The sequence below is a fragment of the Helicobacter labacensis genome (genome assembly GCF_003660285.1).
Taxonomy (GTDB): Bacteria; Campylobacterota; Campylobacteria; order Campylobacterales; family Helicobacteraceae; genus Helicobacter; species Helicobacter labacensis.
On the sequence record NZ_QXQQ01000007.1, the window covers coordinates 46,202 to 66,033 of the forward strand.

Sequence of the window (19,832 nt, forward strand, 5' to 3'; positions counted from 1 at the left end):
CTCTCCTCATACTCTCACTACAGAAGCCCTTTTGACTTCCCCGCTTCTAGAGTGCCTAAAGCCCCGCAGCAGCACTTCCACGACCGCCCCGCTGGCGTTGGTGCTAGAGTGGTGGCGTTGGTGCTTGGTGGGGTCGTAAGCTTGCCCCACTTCCAAAGGATCTAGCTGGTAGGGGGTGGCTTGTGCGTAGTAAGCAAAGAGGGCATAAAAGATTTCTACGAGAGTGTGCACACCCTCTGTGCTTTCTTTAAGCGCGTTATTGGTGTAATCCCAAAGCATTTCAATGTTTTTACCCTGCGTGCCAATGACTAGAAAAGTAAGCGGATCGCCCTCATTGAAGAGATTGCTAAGTCCTTGTTTGAGCGGAGCGGGCAAGGTCAAAAAGAGTCCGTAGGCTTGGATTTTGTGTTTTTCTAACTCTGCGTGGGCTTGATCTAATGCCTCCTTAGTGCGCTCTAATTGCGCTTGGGCTTGATCTAACGCCTCTTGCATGTTTTCTAATTGCGCTTGTTTTTGTCTGTGCGCTTCTTGCAGGGTGAGCAAGTCTTTTTCTAAAGTGGCTAGCTGGGTTTTATAGCCTTGTAATTCCTCTTGCACCTTGTGTATCTCTTGGCGCGCTCTTTGCTCTTGTTCTGCCATGTGTGTTGCATTGGTTTTTTCTTGGCTTGAAAATAGATTTTTAAAACATTGGATAAAACATTGAAACATCGCTTCTTGCACCTCTTGATCTTGGAGTAGGTCTAACACTTGGGTTTTTAGGGGGTTTTGCATGCTTATCCTTTATTGATGATGCGGATGCCATTAAACACTTCTTTGGGCTTACCCGGGGTGTTGTGGCGCGCAGGGGTGGGGGGCGTGGATTTGAGATCTTCTCTAAAGGCGATCATCGCCTTTAGAATGCTGGTTCTTTTAATGCCTAGAATCTGGTGGCGCAGTTGTTGCGCGTCGTCTAGGGAAGCGCGTTTATTGCCATGCGCGCTCTCGTTGCGGATACTTTGGAAAGTGCTAATGGTGTCTACAAAGGTTTTAGAGAGAAAGAATTTCAAGGGCACGGGCAGATTAGCGATCAAATTCCTCATCTTGTGTTGAGTCAAGATGAATTTATAGGTCCCCAGATTGGGTTTATGGTGTTTCAAGTCGCTAAGGATGTAGGTCGTGCTTTGCACCTGGTAACCCAAGCCCAAAACCCCTGAATCCACAGATGCCAAAAATTCTACTAACTCCTTAAAAAAGGCGTAGATCTCTTGCTCCAAGACTTTGGAATACTTGAGGGTGATCGTGCTAAAGTCATATAGGGGGTCTTGCTTATTGCCCTGAAACTCTAGCTCAGCGTAGATGATATTATCCAAGCTAGCATGGTGGAGTTTGTAGGCGCAATCCCCAAAATTGAGCGCGATTAGGTGATTTTTCAGGGTTAAAAACTCCTGACTCTTAAAGACATTGGGGTAAAACTTCTGGGGGCTCTCAAAATAGTTTCTCTCTTGTTTCATCTCTATGGACAAGGGGTAATCATAGTCATTGCCATAGATTCTAAAGGTGTGGTTGCCGTAGTTGGGGGTGGTAAAATTGGGTAAATACGCATCGCGGATGGTGATAAAATCGTTGCGTTCTAGTTCGCATAAATCCGTGATGATGAACCACGCCTCCACAGCGTAATTTTTCTCTTTATAGTAGTTTGGGGCGCGCACCTGCCCTAATTGCCTTTGCACCGCCTCCACCTTAGCCACAAACAAGCTCGCGTAATTCGTCAAGAAGAGCTGTAAAACATTGCTAGGGCTGGTGTTTTGGTAAATGCGCTGTAGGGTTTGGGGGAATTTGTGTTCCTTGTCCTTGGATTTAGGGCGAATCTTGCCAAAGGCAACCTTGCCATCTTGCTTGAGAATATCCAAGTGCAATTTAATCACATCGTTTTGGTAATAGTCATTGTAGAGAATGAGAAGATTTTGCATCAAAAATCCTAATAGCCAGTGTTTGCTAGATGATACCTAAGTGCTGCGACAGCTTATGTCGCTAGAATAGCTTTTTGTGGAGGAAAAGAATGAAAGACCATGACAAATTAGCCACGCGCCTCTCCCAAATTTTACTCAAGATCAACCAGGGCGAAGTCTTGCATGTGCGATCGCTCGCCCAAGAGTTTGGCGTGAGTGTGCGCACGATCCAGCGCGATCTCAACCGGTTTGCGCCCTTGATCGTTGGGGGGGGGGGGGGGGAAGTACCTTTCTTGTGATAAATTAGGCAGACTTCCCCATAATGCCATGTTATCCCTCATCACGCTCAGTGGGGCGCAATCGCTCTACCCCAGCCTAGAACCCCAATTTTTAAACGATCTTCTGCAAACCCCCCAAACCCTTGTTGTGCGCACGGATTTTGAAGAGATCGCCAGCGCGCAGCAAAGCTTTATGGCGATCAAAGAAGCGATTTTGCAACACAGAGTGCTATCCTTTAGCTACAAAAACAAGCCCCGCCAAGCCAATCCTTACAAACTCCTCAATAAACATGGCATTTGGTATTTGCTAGCGGAGGAGCAAGGTTGTTTAAAGACCTTCACCCTCAAAAAGATCAGCGCGTTAGAGGTGTTGGACGCGCGTTTTAGCCCCCAAGCGCACACCCTAGCCCAGCTTGACAAACACCCCGGTTGGTTTTGCCAACACCCTATCAAGGCGACTTTGCGTATCCAAAAAGCCGGCGTGCCTTATTTTTTACGCAAATGCTTTTTTGCCCACCAAGAAACATGTCTCTTAGACAATGGCGATTTAGAAGTGTCTGTGCGTTGCGCGTATGAAGATGAAATCCTCAATTTCATTAGGGCTTGGATTCCCTACGCCAAGCTCTTAACCCCCAAATGCCTGCAAGCCAAGCTGAAAGCCCAATTACAAGCCTATTTACAAGAATTAGACCCCTAGGATTTCAGGCGTTTGATCTTGGCTCCCAAAGCGCGCATTTTGGATTCTAGATTCTCATAGCCTCGATCCAAGTGGTAGATGCGGTGCACCCTAGTTTTGCCCTTAGCCACCAACCCAGCCAACACCAGCGCGCAAGAAGCCCTCAGATCGGTCGCCATCACATCAGCCCCCATGAGTGTGCTCCCCCCCTTGATACGCGCTAGCGAACCCTTTAAACTAATTTGTGCGCCCATGCGCTGTAATTCGCTCACATGCATAAAGCGGTTTTCAAAGAGTCGTTCTTCAATCAAACTCCCCCCATTGCACTGCGTGGCTAGTGCCATAAATTGGGCTTGTAAATCGGTGGGGAAACCGGGGTATTCGGTGGTGATGATCTCAAAGGGGGCGCGTGTGGGAGCGGGAGATATGCTAATGCTGTGCTGGTTGGGGCTTAATTCTTGGACATCTAGTTTAAAGCCAATTTCGCTAAGTTTGCCCAAAATGGCTTCTAGATGGTGGGCGTTGGCGTGCGCGCAACACATGCTAGAATTGGTGATCGCCGCTGCGCATAAATAAGTCCCGCATTCAATGCGATCGGGGATGATTTCTATGGGTTTAAAGCTTAGATTCTCTTGCTGTGTGCCCTGTATACTAATTTCGCTACTCCCCGCCCCGCTAATCTCCACCCCTGCGCTTTGCAAGAACGCACAAAGTTGCACCACTTCGGGTTCTTTAGCCGCGTTGATGATCTTGCTCTCTCCTTTGGCTAGCGCGGCAGCCATCACAATATTTTCTGTGCCCGTAACGCTGATCTTATCAAAGATAACATCGCAACCCTTGAGCCCGCCCTTTGCCTTGGCTACAATATAGCCCTGTTCGATATGGATGTGCGCGCCCATTTTTTCTAGGGCTTTCAAGTGTAAGTCCACAGGACGCGCCCCAATGGCACACCCCCCGGGCAAACTCACCTTGCACTTCCCAAAACGCGCTAAGAGCGGACCTAAGACCAAAATAGAAGCGCGCATTTTGCGCACAATGTCATAGGGGGCTTCTAGGTGAGAGATATGGCTAGCGTCTAGCTTGAGGCTGTGCAAATCCTCCCAATGCGTTTGCACGCCCAAGTGTTCTAAAAGACTCACCATCGCGCGCACATCGGCTACGGCGGGCAGATTTGTAATGTGGGTATGCGCCCCGCCTAGTAGAGCGCAGGCTAAGATAGGCAAAGCGGCGTTTTTAGCCCCTGAGATCGCCACACTACCGCTTAAGGGTTCTTGCCCCTTGATTTCTAAGTAGTCCATTTAGTCCCTTTTCTTGTGTTTGAGCGCAAGACCTATGGTGTTGGCGATGGATTTAGCCAGCTTGGGGTTGGCATTTTCTAGATCATGCCCGAATTTGATCGTGCGATCGATGTCTAGGTATTCGCTCCCTGCAATGTCTTCTACAAAACCTAGCCAATCTCCCTCTTTGACATTTTTAGGCAGAGTGTTGTAGTAGCGCGTAAAATTCTCTAAGAGCACCTCAAAATCCCCCTTGGTTTTTAACATTCTAAAATTGCTAATGAGCTCGCTTAAAGAGGGGAGCTTGGCGCGGGGGGGTGGGGGTTGAGAATAGGTGTAAACCAGCCCGATAATAAAGACGGGAAAAGCCAGAAAAAACCCCGCACTCCAATAGATCGCATAAAACCACAGATCGCCCATTAGGCTTTCACCCATTGGTAAAAATCATTCGTGGCTTGCACAAAGCCATCCATGCTCCCACAGTCGTAGCGCGCGCCCTGAAACTTGTAGGCTAAGACTTGTTTGCGTTGGGATTGCTCCAAGAGCGCGTCTGTGATTTGGATTTCTTGGTTTTTACCCGGCTTGGTGTTTTTAAGCACACTAAAAATATCCGGGGTTAAGATGTAACGCCCGATGATGGCTAAATTGCTGGGGGCTTCTTGGGCTTTGGGTTTTTCTACCATGTCCATCACTTGGTAAACCCCATGGGCGATCTCCTGCCCCTTGATAACCCCGTATTTATGCACCTCTTCTAGGGGCACCTCCTCAATGGCGACAATACAGCATTGGTATTTGGCATAGAGTTCTACCATTTGGCGCAACACGCCCGGACCTTGGGAGTTGATGCATAGATCGTCTGCTAGCACCACACAAAAGGGCTCATTGCCAATGAGGGTTTGGGCTGTGTAGATGGCATGCCCTAGCCCCTTCATTTCGTGTTGGCGGGTGTAGGAAAACTTGCAGGCTTGCATGATCGCGCGGATACTCTTTAGGTATTCTTCTTTATTTGTGCCATTGATCTGGTGTTCTAATTCGTAACTGATGTCAAAGTGATCTTCAATGGCGCGTTTGCCCCTCCCGGTTACAATCGCCATCGTGTCGCACCCTGCCTCTAGGGCTTCTTCTACGCCATATTGGATCAAGGGTTTATTCACAATGGGCAACATCTCCTTAGGCATAGCCTTTGTGGCGGGTAAAAAGCGCGTGCCATAGCCCGCAGCAGGAAACAGACATTTTTTAATCATGGTTATCCTTGTGTTGGAGTGTGTCTTGGAAAAAGGCGTTGAGATCAAGGGGCTTGGCATGGGGAGCAAAAATGCGCTGGTAGATGATGTAATTAGCCATCACCTTTTGCCCGTAAATGCGTGTTTCTTCATAGGGGATTAATTCCATACTCAGCCATGGTTCAAACTTGCCGGGTTCAAAAAAATGCCTTTGATTCAAAAGCCGTCTGAAAAACCCGGGACCGGCGTTGTAGCAATAAGCCACAAAGAGAGGGTGTTTAAATTCGGCTTTCAGATAATTGAGGTAGTAATTGCCAAAGGGAAGGGCGATCTTGGGGTTAAACATGTCGGTGAGCTTAGTGGGACCCACACCCATTTTCTGGGCAAAATTGGGCACATTGAAGGGCATGATCTGCATTAAACCTAGAGCATAAGATCGCGAAATCAGCGCGGGCAAGAGCAAACTCTCTTGGCGCGCGATGGCGTAGGCTAGCGCTCTCTCTTGCAGAGAGCCCCAAGTAATAATGTGTTCGTAGGGAGCTAAAAAGTAATGCTGTTTGGGGTTGTAACGCCCTAAGAAATAAGCTAAATGGGGGAGGGTTTGGGGGGTTTTTAGACTCTCTAGTCTTTGATTGCGCGCGGGACCCTCTGGCATCGCCAAAGTCTTGTCCTTAAAAATTTGCCAAGCAAAGGGGTCGCTGATGTCAAAGGGGGGCTTTTTATGGCGGGCTTGCAGGGTGGTTACTAGCTGGTAGACTGGGGTTTTGTGGAGCTTGAAGTTAGCATAGAGGCTAAAGAGATTGGGATTATCGCTTTGGCTCAAACTCTCTAAAAGCGCGGAGTCTTGGCTGACTAGGTATTGCCAAAAGAGGGCTTTATCTTTGAGAAAGGGGTTAGTAGCCAAGTAGGCGGTGCGTTTGAAATAATCCAGCGCGCGCTCTTCTTTGTGTTGCACAAGCGCGTTGATCCCTAGCACAAAAAAGGTTTTGTCATCACTATTAGTGATATGGGCTTTGGCTAGAGATTTTTTAAAGCGCAAAAAGCGCGCGTCCATCACGATGCGCTGGATAATTTGGTTGAGTTTGGGGTCGTTTTGGTTGATGAAAGATTCGAGCCATTCGGGGCTAATGTGGTGGTCTAAGAGTTGGAGGCGTTGTTTGTAGGGCAGGGCGTTGTAAATGAACACCAAAGTGGAAACACTGCTTTTAAACAGGGCTTTTAAAATGTCATGCTGGAGTAAAATGCCAATGGAGGTGTTGAGTTTGGGGTAGTCTTTGGCAAGCTTGCCTTGCATGAGTTGCAATAGCGCGTGTTGGGATTGATCTTTGGCGTTGCTAAAGATTTTAGAAACACTCAAACCCAAGGCGATGCAAGAGGCATCCTTTAGGGCAAGCTCTTTGAAAGACAAGAGACTACACAAATTGGGCACACCTAAGCTTAGCGCTTTTTTAGCGCGCATGGCTTCTTGGATCGTTGCACTCTTGTAGGTAACCAACTTGTAAGCCACCTTGGCTTCTTGGGTCGTGGTGCTCTCTTCTTTAAGAAACATCCAAATGTAAAAATCGCGCGCGATGCCCGCTGGTTTGTTTTTAAGAAACTCTAGGCTTAGAGTTTGCGCGCCTAAACAGCCACACACACAACACACACACAGGACTCTAAGCACGCTCACCCCCGCGCGTAAAGGAACAGGACTTTTACCACAGTCATGTCGATAAATTGCAAGGCGATGACCACGGCTAAGGGCGAAAGATCGATTCCATTGAAGAGCAAAAAGGGCAACCACGATCGCACCTTAGCAAAGAGGGGTTCAGTGAGGCGGTAGAGAATCTGCACTAGGGGGTTATTGGGATCGGGTTTGATGAAACTCAAAATCGAAGCGATGATCACCACCCAAGTATAAATGGTGATCAGGCTGTGCAAGATGGTAGCCAGCGCGCCTAAGATAGTGTCCACAACCATTAAGAATCCTTTAAGATCAAAATTTCGGAGGCAAAGGCGCGCACAAAGGGGTAGAGCAAGCGCAACTCCAAGCCACAGGCTTGACCGGTGAATAAGATACGCAAGGGTTTGAAAAAATCCTTGCCCTTAAGTTGGCTAGCCTGCATAGCCACTTGCTTAAAGTGGGCAAAATCCTCTAGCTGCGCCAAGTTTAAAGTTTGCAAGGCTTTATAAAGCTTTAAGCAGGGATCATAAAAATTCTCCCCCTCATAGTCTTTTTGGATGTCTTTAGGGCTAAACATGGCTTCCAGCTTGCTTTGCAATTCGCCCACAGTGCTCGAATCCTCTAAAAAAAGGCGGGCTAATTGGGCTTTATTGGGGTGGTTGAGTTTTAATAGGGTTTGGAGTTCTTGGAGGTCTAGGTTAGCTAGGTGCTTGTGGTTAAGATGGCGCAGATAGGACAAATCAAAGCGCGCGTTTGTTTTACTCAGTTTGCCTAGTTCAAACCATGCGCAACTCTCATTAAGGCTAAAGATGTCTTTAGGGGGGCTATAGCCTAGCGCAATGAGATAATTGGCTACACTTTGGGGCAAAAAACCCTGTTGCAAGAGCCACACCACGCTAGAGGCGGCATCGCGCTTACTCATCTTTTTGCCCGTTTCGTGGTTGAGAATGAGGGGCAAATGCGCGTAGGCGATCTGTGTGTGAGCAACCCCTAAGACTTGGGCTAGGGCTTGTTGGATGAGGATTTGCTTAGGGGTGTTGCTAATGTGATCTTCGCCTCGAATGATGTAGCTAATCTTGTAAGTGAAATCATCGCACGCGCAGGCGAAATTGTAAGTGGGGGTCTTATTGGCGCGCAGGATCACAAAGCTGTCCAATTCATGGGGTTCAAAGCTAATCACGCCCTTGATTTGGTCTGTAAATTTGAGCGCGCGCATGCTCCCCCTCAAGCGCACCACTGGGTGGGGGTTACTTTTTGCTTGCAAGAGCGCCCATGCGTCATGGTAGCGAAAGGGGCGTTTTTCTTGTATGGCGCGCTGTTTTTGATCCTCTAAAAACTCTGGGGTGCAGTGGCAATAAAAAGCCAAGCCATGTTCTAAGAGTCTTTGGGCGTAGTCTAAATGTGTGGGCAAGTTTGCGCTCTGGTAGATGAGTTGATCCCAAGAAATCCCCATAGCCCTTAAGAGATCTAAGATTTCTTGTCCTTATGGGGGATATTGCGCGCGGTGTCGGTGTCTTCAATGCGCACCATCAAGGGGCGTTGGAGTCGTTTAGCGGTGATAAAGTTGAGCAAGGCGGCGCGCAAATTGCCAATATGCATGTCCCCAGTGGGCGAAGGCGCGAAACGGAGCATTAAAAGCCTTTTTTGCGTAGAATTATAGCCACTCTTGTTTATTACAAACTTGAGAAAACCTACAGCTTGAGATTTTTACTCGCTAGATTAAAAGGAAGATCATGTTTTTAGAACGCATGCACCCGCAAAATTTTACCCTAGAGTTAGAGCATATCGGTCCACACCCCACCGGGCAAGCCATCATGGCGCAAAAAGCCCAGCTCTTGGCGTTCAAAATCACTAATTTGCCCTTGAGTGCTGCTCTGAGCTTGAAACAAGAAGCCTTGCGCGTGGGCGCGGAATTAGCCACCCCCAAAGATTGCATCTTGGCTAAAAAAAGTCATTACACTTGCTTATTAGTTGGCACTACCGATCAGTTAGAACGCTTGCGCGCCAAGTGCGCCACCCAAGCCTTTGGGCTCAAACGCCTAGCGCATGCGCTCCAAACCCATTTGCAGGCTAGTTATCCTAAAACGCCCGCGCTCATGGGTGTGATCAACCTCACTCCCGATAGCTTTTACCCCCATAGCCGCCACAACACGCGCCAAGCCCTAGAAACAATCTACAAGTATCTAGAACAAGAAATCCCCTACATTGACATCGGAGCGGCTAGCTCACGCCCCTTTAGCGCGCGTGTGAGCCCCCAAGAGGAGATCGCGCGCTTGAAAGACATTTGTTTAGAAATTAAAACCCAAAATCTCACCCAGCGCGCTCTATTTAGCCTAGACACCTACAACCCTAAAAGCGCGGATTTCGCGCTTGGTTGTGGATTCCAACTCCTCAACGATGTCAATGGTTTTAGAGACGAAGAGATGTGCTTGGTGGCGCAACGCTATGGCGCTAAGGTGATCTTGATGCACTCTTTGGGTGTGCCCATGGATATGGATTGCTTTGCCCCCTATACCCATCTGTTTGAAGAGATGGACGCGTTCTTTAGCGCGCAACTAGCGCGTTTGCAGGAATATGGAATTGAGGACATTATCTTAGATGTGGGGATTGGCTTTAATAAAACCACCGCGCATAATGTAGCGCTCATTGGGCATTTGGAACATTTCTTGCGCTTTGGTTACCCCCTACTCGTGGGGGCGAGTCGCAAAAAATGTGTGGGAGAAATTTGCGCTAGGGAGGTGGAACAAAGATTGGCAGGTAGCCTAGCCTTGCACCTAGTGGCTTTGCAACATGGGGCTAGCCTTTTGCGCGTGCATGACACCCAAGCCCATTTGGACATGCTCAAAATCTACCAAGCCTTGCAAACAACCAAGTTACCATAATAAGCATTGGGCGCGCACAAGGGGGGATCGCACGCAATTTTGCATGGGACTTAGGCAAAATCTGTTAGCATGCCACTATCTATTTTAAAGGATTATGATGGCAGAGCAAAAGGGCAAATCGCTCAATTTATTTGACATCCGTTGGATGTGGTCTATGTTTGGCACCGCCATCGGGGCGGGGATTTTATTCCTACCCATTAAGGCGGGCGCGCATGGCTTTTGGCCTGTGGTGGTGATGGCGATCCTAAGTTTCCCAATGACTTGGCTTAGCCACCGGGCACTAGCGCGCTTTGTCAACGCCATAGGCAACCACGACATCACCCATGCTGCTACTTATCTAGGCAAGAATGCCGGCTTTGTCATCACCTTCATCTACTTTTTTACCTTTTACCCGATCTGCCTAGCCTATGGGGTGGGGATCACCAACACCGCCGAATCCTTTTTTTCCCACCAGCTTGGTTTGCACTACTTTGAGCACAACCGCTTTTTTCTAGCCGAACATTTGGTGAGTGGCATGATCTTTGTGATGATCTTTAGCACCACTGTGGTAACGCGCATCGCCAATATCTTAGTCTACCCGATGGCTCTGATTTTGCTCTTGTTTTCCTTTTATCTCATCCCCTATTGGAAAAGCGCGATGCTAAAGGAAATTCCGGGTTTTGGGGGCTTTTTTGCAGCGCTGTGGTTCACTTTACCCGTCCTAGTCTTTTCTTTTAACCACAGCGCGATCATCTCCACTTTCGCCCAAGCTATAGAACGCCGTTATGGGGAGCTCAAGCACTTTAAAACCAACCAAATAGAATTACTCAACACTTCCTTTTTGCTCTTTTTTGTGATGTTCTTTGTCTTTTCTTGTATTCTCTGTCTAGAACCCGCCGACTTCATCAAGGCTAGAGAGCAAAATATCCCCATTTTGAGCTATTTTGCTAACACCCTAGATAACCCCATTGTGGGCTACACCGGTCCCATCGTGGCGTTTTTTAGCCATTAGCACTTCTTTTTTTGGGCATTACTATGGGGCTAAAGAGGGGCTTAAGGGGCTGGTGGTGCAAAGCTTTTTTAAGCAGAAACTTAGCCCTAGCCGCCACAAGCAAATTGATGTCAGCGTAACTTTGTTTCTATGGATTAGCATTATTCTAGTTTCTTACTACAACCCAAGCATTTTAGGTTTCATCGAGAGTTTAGGCGGGCCGGCGTTAGCGACCATCACCTTTATCCTACCCATTGTGGCGATGTATAAATTGCCTTCCATGGAATCTTTTAGGAATCCTTGGGTAGATGGTTTTTTATTGATCGTGGGGGTGTTGACCGTGCTCAACGCGATCATCGGTCTTATAGTTAAGTGATCAAAGGAGAACAGATGGATATCCAAACCCAACAAGGGCTCTATGCCCAATCTATGACTTCTATCTTTAAAATTGGCATTGGTCCTAGCTCTTCGCACACCATAGGACCTATGGACGCGTGCGTGCGTTTTTGTGCGCTTTTGCAAGATCGAGGCTTGTTGGAACGCGTGGCGCGCGTCCAAGTTACCTTGCATGGTTCTTTGGCTTTGACGGGTAAGGGGCACTTGACAGATTTAGCTTGTTTAGTGGGTTTGAGTGGGATTAGCGCTAGAAAAGTGAGCGTGGCGCAACGCCAGCAGATCGTCCAAAGAGTGCTTAAAGAACAAAAACTCTATTTAGCCCAGCACCATGATATTCCCTTTGACTTCGGGCGTGATATTCTCTTTGAGAACAAGGCGTTAGCCTTGCATGAAAATGGCATGGTGGTGCGCGCCTTTGATGCGCAGGGGCAGGAGTTGATCCAAGAAACCTACTACTCCACAGGGGGGGGGTTTATTTACACCCAAGAGGAATTGAGCCATAGAAAATCCAGCCCCGCCCACGCCAAACACACCCCTTTTGACTTCAATAGCGCTAAGGAATTAGAAGCCCTATGCGCCACGCACCATTGCCATATCGCCCATATCGTAGCCCAGCATGAAAGCGCGCTATTTGGTCCAGACTACGCGCGCGGTTATTGCCTAGAAGTCTATGAAGCCATGTTAGCCTGTTATGAAAGCGGGGTGCATGCTAAGGACAAACGCCTCCCTGGGTGCATTGGCATGGAACGCTTGGCACCTAATATCCAAGAGCGCATGGCTAAACGCGCCGATGTTAAAGACCCTCTAGCCGTGATGGATTACATGACCATGTATGCGCGCGCCATTAGCGAAGAAAACGCCTGTGGTAATAAAGTCGTTACCGCGCCCACCAATGGCTCTTGTGGGGTTGTGCCTGCTGTGTTACTCTATTGCCAAAACCACATCAAACCCTTGAGCCAAGAAGAGATTGTCAATTTCTTACTCACATGCTGTGCGGTGGGTTATCTTTACAAAAAAAATGGCTCTATTAGTGGGGCAGAAGCAGGATGTCAGGCTGAGGTGGGGGCGGCTTCTTCTATGGCGGCTGCTGGATTTGCCTTTGTGATGGGGGGTGGAGTGCACCAAGTCTTAAGCGCAGCCGAAATTGCGATGGAACACCATTTGGGACTCACTTGCGATCCAGTGGGGGGGTTGGTGCAAATCCCTTGCATTGAAAGAAATGTCGTAGGGGCGATCAAAGCCGTAGCAGCCGCGCGCTTGGCTCTAGAAGATGGTTACCAAGCCAAAGTAGGTCTTGATGAAGTGATCTTAACCATGTTGCAGGTGGGTAAGTCTATCGACTCCAAATACCGCGAAACCTCACTAGGGGGTTTAGCGGTGAATGTGCACATCCCTAGATGCTAGGGGAGGGGGTGTGCTAACCTTGTTTAAAGATGGCTGACACCAAAGATTTTTTGGGCGGAGGGAGTCCCTTTGATTTCTGTCTTGGCGACCACGATGGGGTGCATACTAAAGATTTGGAAATCTTTAACTTGGGGCTCTTGATGGGATGAATGGGAAGTCTTGAAGCTGGACACCGCGCTCACGATTTGGTTGAGAATCTTGGCATCAAAGAGCATGGGGCTAGGTTTTCCGCTTTTGAGAGCCTGCATAGTGGGGGCATTCACCAAAACATTGTCAACAACAGAAACAAAGTTTGGCATTTGGTTAATAAAGCAAGGATCGCTAGCCACATTGTTAGCCGATACCCCTTTGTGCTCGTGTTTGGGTTTTTTCCCTGCTTCTTGCCAAGCGATCACCATTTTTGACATGTTAGGAGTCATGTCAGAAACAATTTGGTAAACACCATGCAAAGCTGTGCCTTTTTTGATGAGCACCGTTCCACGCGCGTCTTTGACATTCTGCGCCACCACACAAGAGATTTGCCCGTTCACCTCTGGAATGGCTTTATCGCCAAAATGGCAACTAAAGCTTGCGCCCTGCGCGACCACAAAGTCTTTAGGGCTGTGGCTAGGTGCTGCCAAGCAAAGAGAGCCAAGCAAAGAGAGAGCTAAGATAGATTTTTTCATCGTGTTTTCCTTATTTTATTGTCGGGATGGCATACGACATCATCGCCACCCCTTCTTGCGAGTGCGCCAGCGCACAGAGCGTTGAACCAATGCCTAGTCAAGGCAAAAAAGCCAAGAAGCACCAAAGCCTCTTGACAAAAAGAAACCCCCAAAAACGCGCCCCCATCTTTGGAGCGCAAAAGCCACTTGTTCTAAAAAGGCTCACAAAGATCATAGCACACAAAGATTAATGGATTTATAGATTAATTTAAGAGATTTTGAGATATTTCTATACATGCCTAAAATCTCACTTGTGAATCTTACACTCATTATTATGTTAACATGCAATAGTCCCGCAAGAGTGCCAAAAAAAAACGCGCACGCAAACGCGTGGGGTAATCAAAGAGGCTTGAGATACCAGTGCCCTTAATCAGCAAGCAGAGAAAAATCAGCCCTCAATGATCAACTTGGTTAATGTTTTGTGAAAACCCCCGCGCACTTTAGCGGTAGTAGCGCGTAAACCCAACGCTTATCTGCCCACTTTTTAAGGAGGACTAGAGTGCGCCTAGGCGCGCTTAGTGTCCATTATGGCGAGTGCATTAGCGCGCTGAGCAAAATCGACACTCTAGTGGCCTACCAAAGCGCGCTTTCAAAAGCCCTAGCTAAGGGGCAAAGTTACGCGCAATTTCTCAAGGCTAACCCCAACTTGTTAAGCGACTTGGATAAAAAGCGCAAAGAGCGCATTTTTAACTACAATTTGATTTACGCCAATACCAAGGGGAAAATGTTGCGCTATGAGAGCGCGCCGCCCATTGAAGACTCTAGCGATGGGGATGGGTGGTATTATGAGTTTCATAGCCGCCATGACGATAGAGCGCGGCATTTAGAGTTTGATAAGATCATTCTGCCCCGCAAGCATCCTTTTTGGCAAACCCACACCCCCCCGCTAGACTGGGGATGCCGCTGTGAGTTGCAAATGTGGAGTGAAAGACAATTAGAGAGAAAAGGCTTGAAGGTTAGCTCTAAAGAGAAGATAGAGAAACTCAATGATGGACGCTACGCGTCCAGCGCGCACGCTGGGGCAAAAACGCGGGGCTTTAAACCCACGCCAACAAGACTTACCACATGGGCGCGCGGGATACGAGGCTAATGTCTACCATTTCCTAGCCCAATTCTTCAACACCAAATTACAAAAATACGCCCACAACCCCCAAGCCACTAGCTTGCTAAAAAATCTCTTAAAAGACATCAGCGCCAAAAAAGCGCGCTTTAAGACCTTGATCAGACTATCTAAAAACCCTAATGCTAGTATGCGTTTTGCTAGCTTAAGCCCCCAAGTGGCGCAAGATTTGGCTTTAAGCCCCCATGTCACGCTCAAAGCATCGACCCTACACTCTAAAAGCGATCTCTTTGATTTTTATCTAGCCGGGGAGGCACTCTTAGAGCCCCTCTATAGCGCTTTGGATCAAGATAAGAGTATAATTGTAGGGCAAAAGCTAGGAAGGTGGTATGCTTTGCGCTTAAAAGGAGGGGAGTTAGTGGGGCTGGAGCACTCTAAGATCGCGGTGGCAAAAGAGGGGTGGAAAATTTTAAAGCTGAATTTGGAGAAGTTAAAGCTTGTGCAAGACCCCGCGCATCTTTTTAAACAAAGACTTCAAAACACATTGATAGAACTTGTGGGGCTTTTGAAATTAGACAAGAAGCAAGAACGCCACATTTTAGGCACACAGGGGTATAAACAAGGCAGAAGTTTCTATAAGCAAATGCCTAGCATTGAACAAATCAGAGAGTGGATTAAACAGAGTTTGCGCATTGAGTTAACCAAAAATAAGAGCGCATGGAATAAACATGGCATCATTAGCCACCCTAATTTTGAGGGCTTTGTGATGCCCATGGATAGCAAAGAATCTATTAAGGCGTTTAAAAGTAAACTACACTGGAATGACAAAGGGGAGATTCATATGGTTCCTGTGAAAATTAAGGAGTAGAGTGAAACACTTGCCTAATATGGATCAATATAAAGACCCCCTAAAGATCATCTTTGTAAACGGCGATGTGTGGGAGGGGGTTAAGCTTTACTATGCGTATTATATCAATAGCTATTCTTATGTCCCTGAAGGGGATGAGGATTGTTTAGGCGTGGTGTATCAAGGAGAGCATTATTCTTTACGCGCTAGCGAGATCAAGGAAATTATAGGCGCACAGAAGATGATCAAACTTAAGGACTGGTTTGTTTTTTGTGAGTTTGAAAACCCCTTAAACGATATAGAAGAAGACGCGCTAGCTTTAAGAACAAACACCCCGGGCATCTATTCTTTAAAGGCGCGCGGGCTTGCCAACATAGAGCTTTTAAAAAAGCCTAGCTTTCAAGACCCTAATTTTAAGAAGTAGTCAAGTGTGCGCGCTTAAACCCCGCGCGCCCACTGCTAAAAGAAATTAAAGCGTGGAATGAGTGGGCACATTTAAACCCCCACTGCGCGCTGGGGCGTAGCCCCATATCGTGCGCTGGGGCGTAGAATCCCAAATAACTTAAGTGAGTGGGATGTTTGAGCCCCAAAGGCGCGGCTATGGCGCGCTAGTTTGCGCTTCATTGGGCACCACTAGGGGTTCACTTAAGTCTGTGGCGGTGTTTAGAGCGCGTTTTTTGGGCGTTTTCTTGGGTTCAGCGTCCACATTAGCGCTATTGGCGTTATTAGCGTTATTCACCACACTTTCTAAAGCCTTTTGCACGCTTTCTAAGAGCTTTTCTACCACTTGGGTGCGTTCCTCTAACGCACCAAAACGCGCCTCTAGCGCGCCAAAACGACTCTTATAGGCATCTAAGTTGAGTTTGAATTTCTCAAATTGTTCCACTAATTCTAACGCGCCAAAAATGCGCGCGCTACTTTCTTCCTCTAGACTCTCTCTGAGTTTGATGGCTTGGGTGGCGTTGTCAATTTCCATGTTTGTCCTTTTTGGTGGTTTGGTGCGCGCCCGATTGGCGCGCTGGTGCATAGCACCCACACACCTAAGTTAAAAACACGCAAGGCGTGGATCTTAAACACGCATTAATACGCATCCTGTGTGTTGGACGCATAGCGTCCAAATTTAAGTTATTTGGGTGCTTGCGCACCAAGCGCACCAGTTGGGGTTAAACTTTTAAAAGCTGCGCTTCTTCCTCAAAGATTAAACTATCTATATAACTTGTAAAAATGCTATTTCGTTCTTTTTCCTGCGCGCTCAAGTTTTCCCCCTCTGAGCGGAAAAACGCCCTGCTAAAGTCTATGCCCCTCTCTTGCGCGTAGGCTAGAGCCTGCGCATAGGGTCTTTTAGTCTTAAAACTCGCAAAAGAAGTAACCTTGTAGCACTGCCACAATTCCACGATATAGGCGTGGTAAGCGTCCTCTAATTGCATCAAAAAATCCGGCTCTAGCTTGTCTAATTCTTCTTGATCGTCCTTAATGTTTTCATAGTGCCACACCTGTGGGCTTTTGCTAGGCAAGTCTTTTATTTGTGCGCGCTGGAGAATAATGGTGTCGCCTATGTGTTCGCTTAAATCCATTTCTACCTGCTCCCTTGTGGTAGAAGTCTGCATACCATTATTCCCCCCTTGGTGCTGTGTTTCCTCGCGCGTGTAAGATAGGTGCGAATAAGTCATTATTCCATCATACCCGAATTTGTGCGTGTAGGTTTTAATCCCCTCCTTGATCACCACTTTAACCTCCCCTGTGCGCTTGTTGTAAACCTGATCTTCACTGGGTAAATCCAACTTATCCGGATAGGCAATTTTTCCAAACAAGGGCAATCTATGCCCACGGGGGTAGTATTTCATCTTTTCTAAAAAGTCATGGCTATTGAGTTGATCGATCATAGGGCGGATAAATTTGCGCTGGTGGTGCTCAAAGAGTCTTTCAACCACTTGCGTGTCAAAAGCCCCAAATCTCTCGCTCACCAACATAGAAAAGCCCTCTTGTATTTGCGCAATGCGCTTTTTTAAATTGGCTTGCATCGCCTCTTTAGTGCGCTGGCTATTCAAGGCAAAATCGCTAGTAGGAAAAGGCAATTTGAGCGGGTCGTAAAACGCATTCCCCGCCTTGTGTCTGTGCGCGCTGTTATTGATCTGTTCGGCAAAGAGGTTGGGCTGTTTAGTCCCTAAAATCCCCTTCATGCAATTAGGGGCTTCTAGCCCCGCTCTATAGCCTAGAGTGCCCGGGTTTTCATCCTTGTAAATGCTCCCCTCTGGGAAAATAGCATAAGGGTTGTAAATGAGCGCGTAAGTTACCCGGGTGTTCTCTAGGGCTAGGTTCTGCTTAATGAGCTGTGCGCCTGCGCTAAACCCACTTATAGAGCTTTGATCAAACTGGGTCGCGTTGCTGGCGTAATCCTTGAAAATAGAGCTAGTGATCGTGCCAACAATGTTAGCAAGCGCGCTAGTTACTCCCGTGGTGATGGTAGCAATCCCGGCGGGTGTGCCCACCCCAAAGCTAAATACAGAAATAATAACCCCTGCCACAATGCTAAAAATCGCCTCCAAAATCGCCCCAATGAAGGCAAATAAGTTACCCCCCTTAAACGCATCTTCAAAGATTTGGAAATGCCCATCGGCTTCGGCTTTAGCCGCTAGCATCGCTTGTCTTTCTAGTATCCCATCGCTAATATCTAGCTGGTAGTCATCCCTGTACTTGGTGTAGACATCCTGCAAATACACGCGGTGGTTGTGTACAAAAGCCTTATACTTAGGGTCTGCCCTGTTGCCAATTAAAGGCATTAAAGGGGACTTTTATACTCTATGTTTAGGACTTCTTGCACACTCTTAGCCTCTTTTATGGCGCGTCTTAGGCGGTGTCTGTAGCCTAAAAGCTTTGTCAAAGCCTTGTTATAAGCCTCGTACTTGTTGATGATCTTTTTAACTAAGATCGCCCTAGGTTCGTCCCTAGCTAGGGCTAGCGCGTCTATGAAGGGGGTGGGAATTGTGGGGTCAGTGGTGATGGCTTCTTGGTACTGCTTTTCAAAAGTCAACACCTCGCCTAAAGGAATGTGCGCGCTGTGCATGCGTCCTAAATCTTGGCTAAAAAGCGCGTCTATTAGGTCTAATTGGCGTTGCTTAGCCTGATCCAAGCTCATAGGAACTAATTTGCCCTCCTGCAATTTCAGCCCCACACAATAATAAGCCTCTTGGTCTTGGGGAATTTCTAACACCATTAACTGCTCGGGGTTGTAGTTGGGCAAATCCTCTCCCTTGAAAATATCGCTAATGGCGTTGTCCTCAATGAGCGCGTAAAACCTATTTGGCTGGCAAGTCCCCTTAGCGTCTTGTTCTTGCCCTTCCACTAAAACATATTGCAAACGCTCTTCATGGGCTTGTAAAATTTCTTCTTCTTGCGCGCTGATGTCCATGTTCACTCCTTTTAAGATGTGGGGGCTTTGTGGCTAAAGCTGATATAGCCATCTCTTGCCATATTTTTAAGCGGCTCGATAGAGTCTTGAAAATGCCCTATGGGCATGTGTCTATTCCCATAGCGGTATCTAAGAGTGCGCGCGTTATAGCCATAAGCCTTTGCCATCTTAGTGATACTGCCAAATTTGTAGATTATTTTGTCCTTGTCAAAGTGGATGTAAAAAGCCATGTTTCTCCTTTTTGCCAATAAAAGCAAAAACTAACAAGAATTTCAAGGGTTAAAAGATAGAATGTAAAAAAGGAGTGATGATGTTGGTAGAAATCCCGGATAATTTAATCCAACTGCTTGAATCCAAGGGCTTAAGCGTCCTGCAAGCCCTAGAAAGCGCGCTAGAACTCAACGAAGAAAGCCTGCAAGCCCTACAAGAAGCCTTAGAAAAAAACGGGTATGCGCATTGAAGAAACCCGCGTATTCAAAAAGGATTTAAAGCGCGTGGGTTTGAGTGTGGAATTAGTCCACATGCTATACCTGTTAATCAAGCGCGAAACTCTACCCTCAAGCGCGTGCGATCACCGCTTAAAAGGCGCGTTTAAGGAATTTAGGGAATGCCATGTTAAACCCGACTTATTGCTCATTTATCGCCATGTCGGTGGTATCTTAGAGTTAGTGCGCTTGGGGTCTCATAGCGACATCTTTAAAGCCTAAGCCTCTAAATGGTGCGCGCTGGGGTATTTTTGCCACTTAGAGCCCTGTGGCTTAGATTCCCCCCCCTGCATCGCCTGCACTTGGCTTAACTCCTCGCTAGTGGTGTGCGCCTCCACTAATGCGCCTTGTTGGCTATACTTCTGCGCTTTGGCTTGCAACTCTAGTATCTGGGCTTGGATTTTTTGCAATTCTAGGGCTTGGAGTTGTTCATTATAAGGGGCTTGCGCTTGGGCTTGTTGCTCTTGGGCTTGCTGGGCTTTGGTGATGATCTCCATCACATCCGCGCTAATGGGGCTGTCCATGTCTTTCAACATCAAGGGCAATAACTCGGGCAAGAGATCGGGGCGGATAGGTCCAATTACCTTTAAGAGTTCGTTCCAATGGCTAAATCTCTCGTCCTTACTCTCT

22 protein-coding genes and 2 pseudogenes are annotated in these 19,832 nt (G+C 47.5%); 10 read left to right on the forward strand and 14 right to left on the reverse strand.

The features are described 5' to 3' along the window. Nucleotides 1–6: 6 nt before the first annotated feature. Both EAO33_RS03610 and EAO33_RS03615 read right to left on the reverse strand, forming a co-directional pair. The gene (locus tag EAO33_RS03610; protein ID WP_120945077.1) at nucleotides 7–771 is read right to left on the reverse strand and encodes a coiled-coil domain-containing protein; all 765 of its coding nucleotides are present in this window, start codon (nucleotides 769–771) and stop codon (nucleotides 7–9) included. A 2-nt stretch (nucleotides 772–773) separates the two neighbouring features. After that, entirely contained in the window at nucleotides 774–1,949 is a 1,176-nt protein-coding gene (locus EAO33_RS03615; protein WP_205589492.1) for an HP0729 family protein, read from the reverse strand. A gap of 89 nt (nucleotides 1,950–2,038) precedes the next feature. Here EAO33_RS03615 and EAO33_RS03620 point away from each other — a divergent pair, with 89 nt between their 5' ends. Together EAO33_RS03620 and EAO33_RS03625 are read left to right on the forward strand one after the other, a co-directional pair. Continuing rightward, nucleotides 2,039–2,227: a DeoR family transcriptional regulator gene (locus EAO33_RS03620; RefSeq protein WP_120945079.1), complete on the forward strand. Its 189-nt coding sequence runs from the start codon at nucleotides 2,039–2,041 to the stop codon at nucleotides 2,225–2,227. Nucleotides 2,228–2,255: 28 nt separating this feature from the next. After that, nucleotides 2,256–2,903, forward strand: coding sequence for a WYL domain-containing protein (locus tag EAO33_RS03625; RefSeq protein WP_120945081.1), 648 nt, complete (start codon nucleotides 2,256–2,258; stop codon nucleotides 2,901–2,903). On the opposite strand, the gene murA is transcribed toward EAO33_RS03625, so the two are convergent. The 6 genes and pseudogenes from murA to gltX all read right to left on the reverse strand — a co-directional run bounded on the left by murA (nucleotide 2,900) and on the right by gltX (nucleotide 8,677). Beyond that, a complete protein-coding gene (gene murA, locus EAO33_RS03630; RefSeq protein ID WP_120945084.1) occupies nucleotides 2,900–4,180 on the reverse strand; it encodes a UDP-N-acetylglucosamine 1-carboxyvinyltransferase in 1,281 nt (426 codons plus the stop codon). The genes EAO33_RS03625 and murA overlap by 4 nt on opposite strands. Continuing rightward, nucleotides 4,181–4,594: a hypothetical protein gene (locus EAO33_RS03635; protein ID WP_235853037.1), complete on the reverse strand. Its 414-nt coding sequence runs from the start codon at nucleotides 4,592–4,594 to the stop codon at nucleotides 4,181–4,183. It abuts the gene before it with no gap. After that, on the reverse strand, nucleotides 4,579–5,403 hold the full coding sequence (galU, locus tag EAO33_RS03640) for a UTP--glucose-1-phosphate uridylyltransferase GalU (RefSeq protein WP_120945088.1): 825 nt from the start codon (nucleotides 5,401–5,403) through the stop codon (nucleotides 4,579–4,581). The genes EAO33_RS03635 and galU overlap by 16 nt, the downstream gene beginning before the upstream one ends. Next, nucleotides 5,396–7,045, reverse strand: a complete 1,650-nt coding sequence (locus EAO33_RS03645; protein ID WP_120945133.1) for a lytic transglycosylase domain-containing protein — start codon at nucleotides 7,043–7,045, stop codon at nucleotides 5,396–5,398. Before EAO33_RS03645 ends, galU begins: the two co-directional genes overlap by 8 nt. 2 nt (nucleotides 7,046–7,047) lie before the next feature. Beyond that, entirely contained in the window at nucleotides 7,048–7,341 is a 294-nt protein-coding gene (locus EAO33_RS03650; protein ID WP_120945091.1) for a YggT family protein, read from the reverse strand. Then, nucleotides 7,341–8,677 (reverse strand): annotated as a pseudogene (gene gltX / locus EAO33_RS03655) (glutamate--tRNA ligase). Before gltX ends, EAO33_RS03650 begins: the two are co-directional and overlap by 1 nt. A gap of 101 nt (nucleotides 8,678–8,778) precedes the next feature. On the opposite strand from gltX, the gene folP reads away from it, so the two are divergent. The 3 genes and pseudogenes from folP to EAO33_RS03670 all read left to right on the forward strand — a co-directional run bounded on the left by folP (nucleotide 8,779) and on the right by EAO33_RS03670 (nucleotide 12,697). Next, nucleotides 8,779–9,927 carry a dihydropteroate synthase gene (gene folP / locus EAO33_RS03660; protein WP_120945093.1) on the forward strand — a complete coding sequence of 383 codons (1,149 nt, stop codon included), beginning with the start codon at nucleotides 8,779–8,781 and terminating at the stop codon, nucleotides 9,925–9,927. A gap of 97 nt (nucleotides 9,928–10,024) precedes the next feature. Further along, nucleotides 10,025–11,273 (forward strand): annotated as a pseudogene (locus tag EAO33_RS03665) (aromatic amino acid transport family protein). A gap of 14 nt (nucleotides 11,274–11,287) precedes the next feature. Next, nucleotides 11,288–12,697 carry an L-serine ammonia-lyase gene (locus EAO33_RS03670; protein ID WP_120945095.1) on the forward strand — a complete coding sequence of 470 codons (1,410 nt, stop codon included), beginning with the start codon at nucleotides 11,288–11,290 and terminating at the stop codon, nucleotides 12,695–12,697. Nucleotides 12,698–12,720: 23 nt separating this feature from the next. Here the strand turns inward: EAO33_RS03670 and EAO33_RS03675 are convergent, their stop codons facing one another. Next, nucleotides 12,721–13,362 (reverse strand): hypothetical protein, encoded by a 642-nt coding sequence (locus tag EAO33_RS03675; RefSeq protein ID WP_120945098.1) that lies wholly within the window; start codon nucleotides 13,360–13,362, stop codon nucleotides 12,721–12,723. A gap of 538 nt (nucleotides 13,363–13,900) precedes the next feature. Here EAO33_RS03675 and EAO33_RS03685 point away from each other — a divergent pair. The 3 genes from EAO33_RS03685 to EAO33_RS03695 are packed head-to-tail and all read left to right on the forward strand — an operon-like array spanning nucleotide 13,901 to nucleotide 15,732. Further along, nucleotides 13,901–14,491, forward strand: a complete 591-nt coding sequence (locus tag EAO33_RS03685) for a phage head morphogenesis protein (RefSeq protein WP_120945102.1) — start codon at nucleotides 13,901–13,903, stop codon at nucleotides 14,489–14,491. Then, complete coding sequence (locus EAO33_RS03690) at nucleotides 14,391–15,329, forward strand: polymorphic toxin type 50 domain-containing protein (RefSeq protein ID WP_162982195.1); 939 nt, start codon at nucleotides 14,391–14,393, stop codon at nucleotides 15,327–15,329. The genes EAO33_RS03685 and EAO33_RS03690 overlap by 101 nt, the downstream gene beginning before the upstream one ends. Before the next feature lies 1 nt (nucleotide 15,330). Beyond that, complete coding sequence (locus tag EAO33_RS03695) at nucleotides 15,331–15,732, forward strand: hypothetical protein (RefSeq protein ID WP_120945106.1); 402 nt, start codon at nucleotides 15,331–15,333, stop codon at nucleotides 15,730–15,732. Between the two features lie 174 nt (nucleotides 15,733–15,906). Here EAO33_RS03695 and EAO33_RS03700 read toward each other — a convergent pair whose 3' ends face one another. From EAO33_RS03700 to EAO33_RS03715, 4 genes are all read right to left on the reverse strand, one after another. Continuing rightward, nucleotides 15,907–16,284 (reverse strand): hypothetical protein, encoded by a 378-nt coding sequence (locus EAO33_RS03700; protein WP_120945108.1) that lies wholly within the window; start codon nucleotides 16,282–16,284, stop codon nucleotides 15,907–15,909. Between the two features lie 187 nt (nucleotides 16,285–16,471). After that, on the reverse strand, nucleotides 16,472–18,088 hold the full coding sequence (locus EAO33_RS09430; RefSeq protein ID WP_235853038.1) for a hypothetical protein: 1,617 nt from the start codon (nucleotides 18,086–18,088) through the stop codon (nucleotides 16,472–16,474). Continuing rightward, on the reverse strand, nucleotides 18,088–18,717 hold the full coding sequence (locus tag EAO33_RS03710) for a hypothetical protein (RefSeq protein ID WP_120945110.1): 630 nt from the start codon (nucleotides 18,715–18,717) through the stop codon (nucleotides 18,088–18,090). Before EAO33_RS03710 ends, EAO33_RS09430 begins: the two co-directional genes overlap by 1 nt. Before the next feature lie 11 nt (nucleotides 18,718–18,728). Continuing rightward, nucleotides 18,729–18,947 (reverse strand): hypothetical protein, encoded by a 219-nt coding sequence (locus EAO33_RS03715; protein WP_120945111.1) that lies wholly within the window; start codon nucleotides 18,945–18,947, stop codon nucleotides 18,729–18,731. Nucleotides 18,948–19,027: 80 nt separating this feature from the next. Between EAO33_RS03715 and EAO33_RS09040 the strand changes: the two genes are divergently transcribed. After that, nucleotides 19,028–19,177 (forward strand): hypothetical protein, encoded by a 150-nt coding sequence (locus tag EAO33_RS09040; RefSeq protein ID WP_162982196.1) that lies wholly within the window; start codon nucleotides 19,028–19,030, stop codon nucleotides 19,175–19,177. Next, a complete protein-coding gene (locus EAO33_RS03720; protein ID WP_120945113.1) occupies nucleotides 19,167–19,424 on the forward strand; it encodes a type II toxin-antitoxin system YafQ family toxin in 258 nt (85 codons plus the stop codon). The genes EAO33_RS09040 and EAO33_RS03720 overlap by 11 nt, the downstream gene beginning before the upstream one ends. Here EAO33_RS03720 and EAO33_RS03725 read toward each other — a convergent pair. Continuing rightward, a partial coding sequence (locus EAO33_RS03725) for a portal protein (protein WP_456237263.1) occupies nucleotides 19,421–19,832 on the reverse strand: 412 nt, incomplete at its 5' end. The two genes, EAO33_RS03720 and EAO33_RS03725, sit on opposite strands and share 4 nt — an antisense overlap.

Bases quoted from the DNA above. Each gene is read 5' to 3' on its own strand.
- EAO33_RS09040 (WP_162982196.1), top strand. From the start codon at position 19,028: ATGTTGGTAGAAATCCCGGATAATTTAATCCAACTGCTTGAATCCAAG.
- EAO33_RS03720 (WP_120945113.1), top strand. From the start codon at position 19,167: ATGCGCATTGAAGAAACCCGCGTATTCAAAAAGGATTTAAAGCGCGTG.
- EAO33_RS03675 (WP_120945098.1), bottom strand. From the start codon at position 13,362: ATGAAAAAATCTATCTTAGCTCTCTCTTTGCTTGGCTCTCTTTGCTTG.
- EAO33_RS03700 (WP_120945108.1), bottom strand. From the start codon at position 16,284: ATGGAAATTGACAACGCCACCCAAGCCATCAAACTCAGAGAGAGTCTA.
- EAO33_RS03625 (WP_120945081.1), top strand. From the start codon at position 2,256: ATGTTATCCCTCATCACGCTCAGTGGGGCGCAATCGCTCTACCCCAGC.
- EAO33_RS03610 (WP_120945077.1), bottom strand. From the start codon at position 771: ATGCAAAACCCCCTAAAAACCCAAGTGTTAGACCTACTCCAAGATCAA.
- EAO33_RS03710 (WP_120945110.1), bottom strand. From the start codon at position 18,717: ATGGACATCAGCGCGCAAGAAGAAGAAATTTTACAAGCCCATGAAGAG.
- EAO33_RS03690 (WP_162982195.1), top strand. From the start codon at position 14,391: ATGGACGCTACGCGTCCAGCGCGCACGCTGGGGCAAAAACGCGGGGCT.
- EAO33_RS09430 (WP_235853038.1), bottom strand. From the start codon at position 18,088: ATGCCTTTAATTGGCAACAGGGCAGACCCTAAGTATAAGGCTTTTGTA.
- EAO33_RS03650 (WP_120945091.1), bottom strand. From the start codon at position 7,341: ATGGTTGTGGACACTATCTTAGGCGCGCTGGCTACCATCTTGCACAGC.
- folP (WP_120945093.1), top strand. From the start codon at position 8,779: ATGTTTTTAGAACGCATGCACCCGCAAAATTTTACCCTAGAGTTAGAG.
- galU (WP_120945088.1), bottom strand. From the start codon at position 5,403: ATGATTAAAAAATGTCTGTTTCCTGCTGCGGGCTATGGCACGCGCTTT.
- murA (WP_120945084.1), bottom strand. From the start codon at position 4,180: ATGGACTACTTAGAAATCAAGGGGCAAGAACCCTTAAGCGGTAGTGTG.
- EAO33_RS03635 (WP_235853037.1), bottom strand. From the start codon at position 4,594: ATGGGTGAAAGCCTAATGGGCGATCTGTGGTTTTATGCGATCTATTGG.
- EAO33_RS03715 (WP_120945111.1), bottom strand. From the start codon at position 18,947: ATGGCTTTTTACATCCACTTTGACAAGGACAAAATAATCTACAAATTT.
- EAO33_RS03670 (WP_120945095.1), top strand. From the start codon at position 11,288: ATGGATATCCAAACCCAACAAGGGCTCTATGCCCAATCTATGACTTCT.
- EAO33_RS03620 (WP_120945079.1), top strand. From the start codon at position 2,039: ATGAAAGACCATGACAAATTAGCCACGCGCCTCTCCCAAATTTTACTC.
- EAO33_RS03615 (WP_205589492.1), bottom strand. From the start codon at position 1,949: ATGCAAAATCTTCTCATTCTCTACAATGACTATTACCAAAACGATGTG.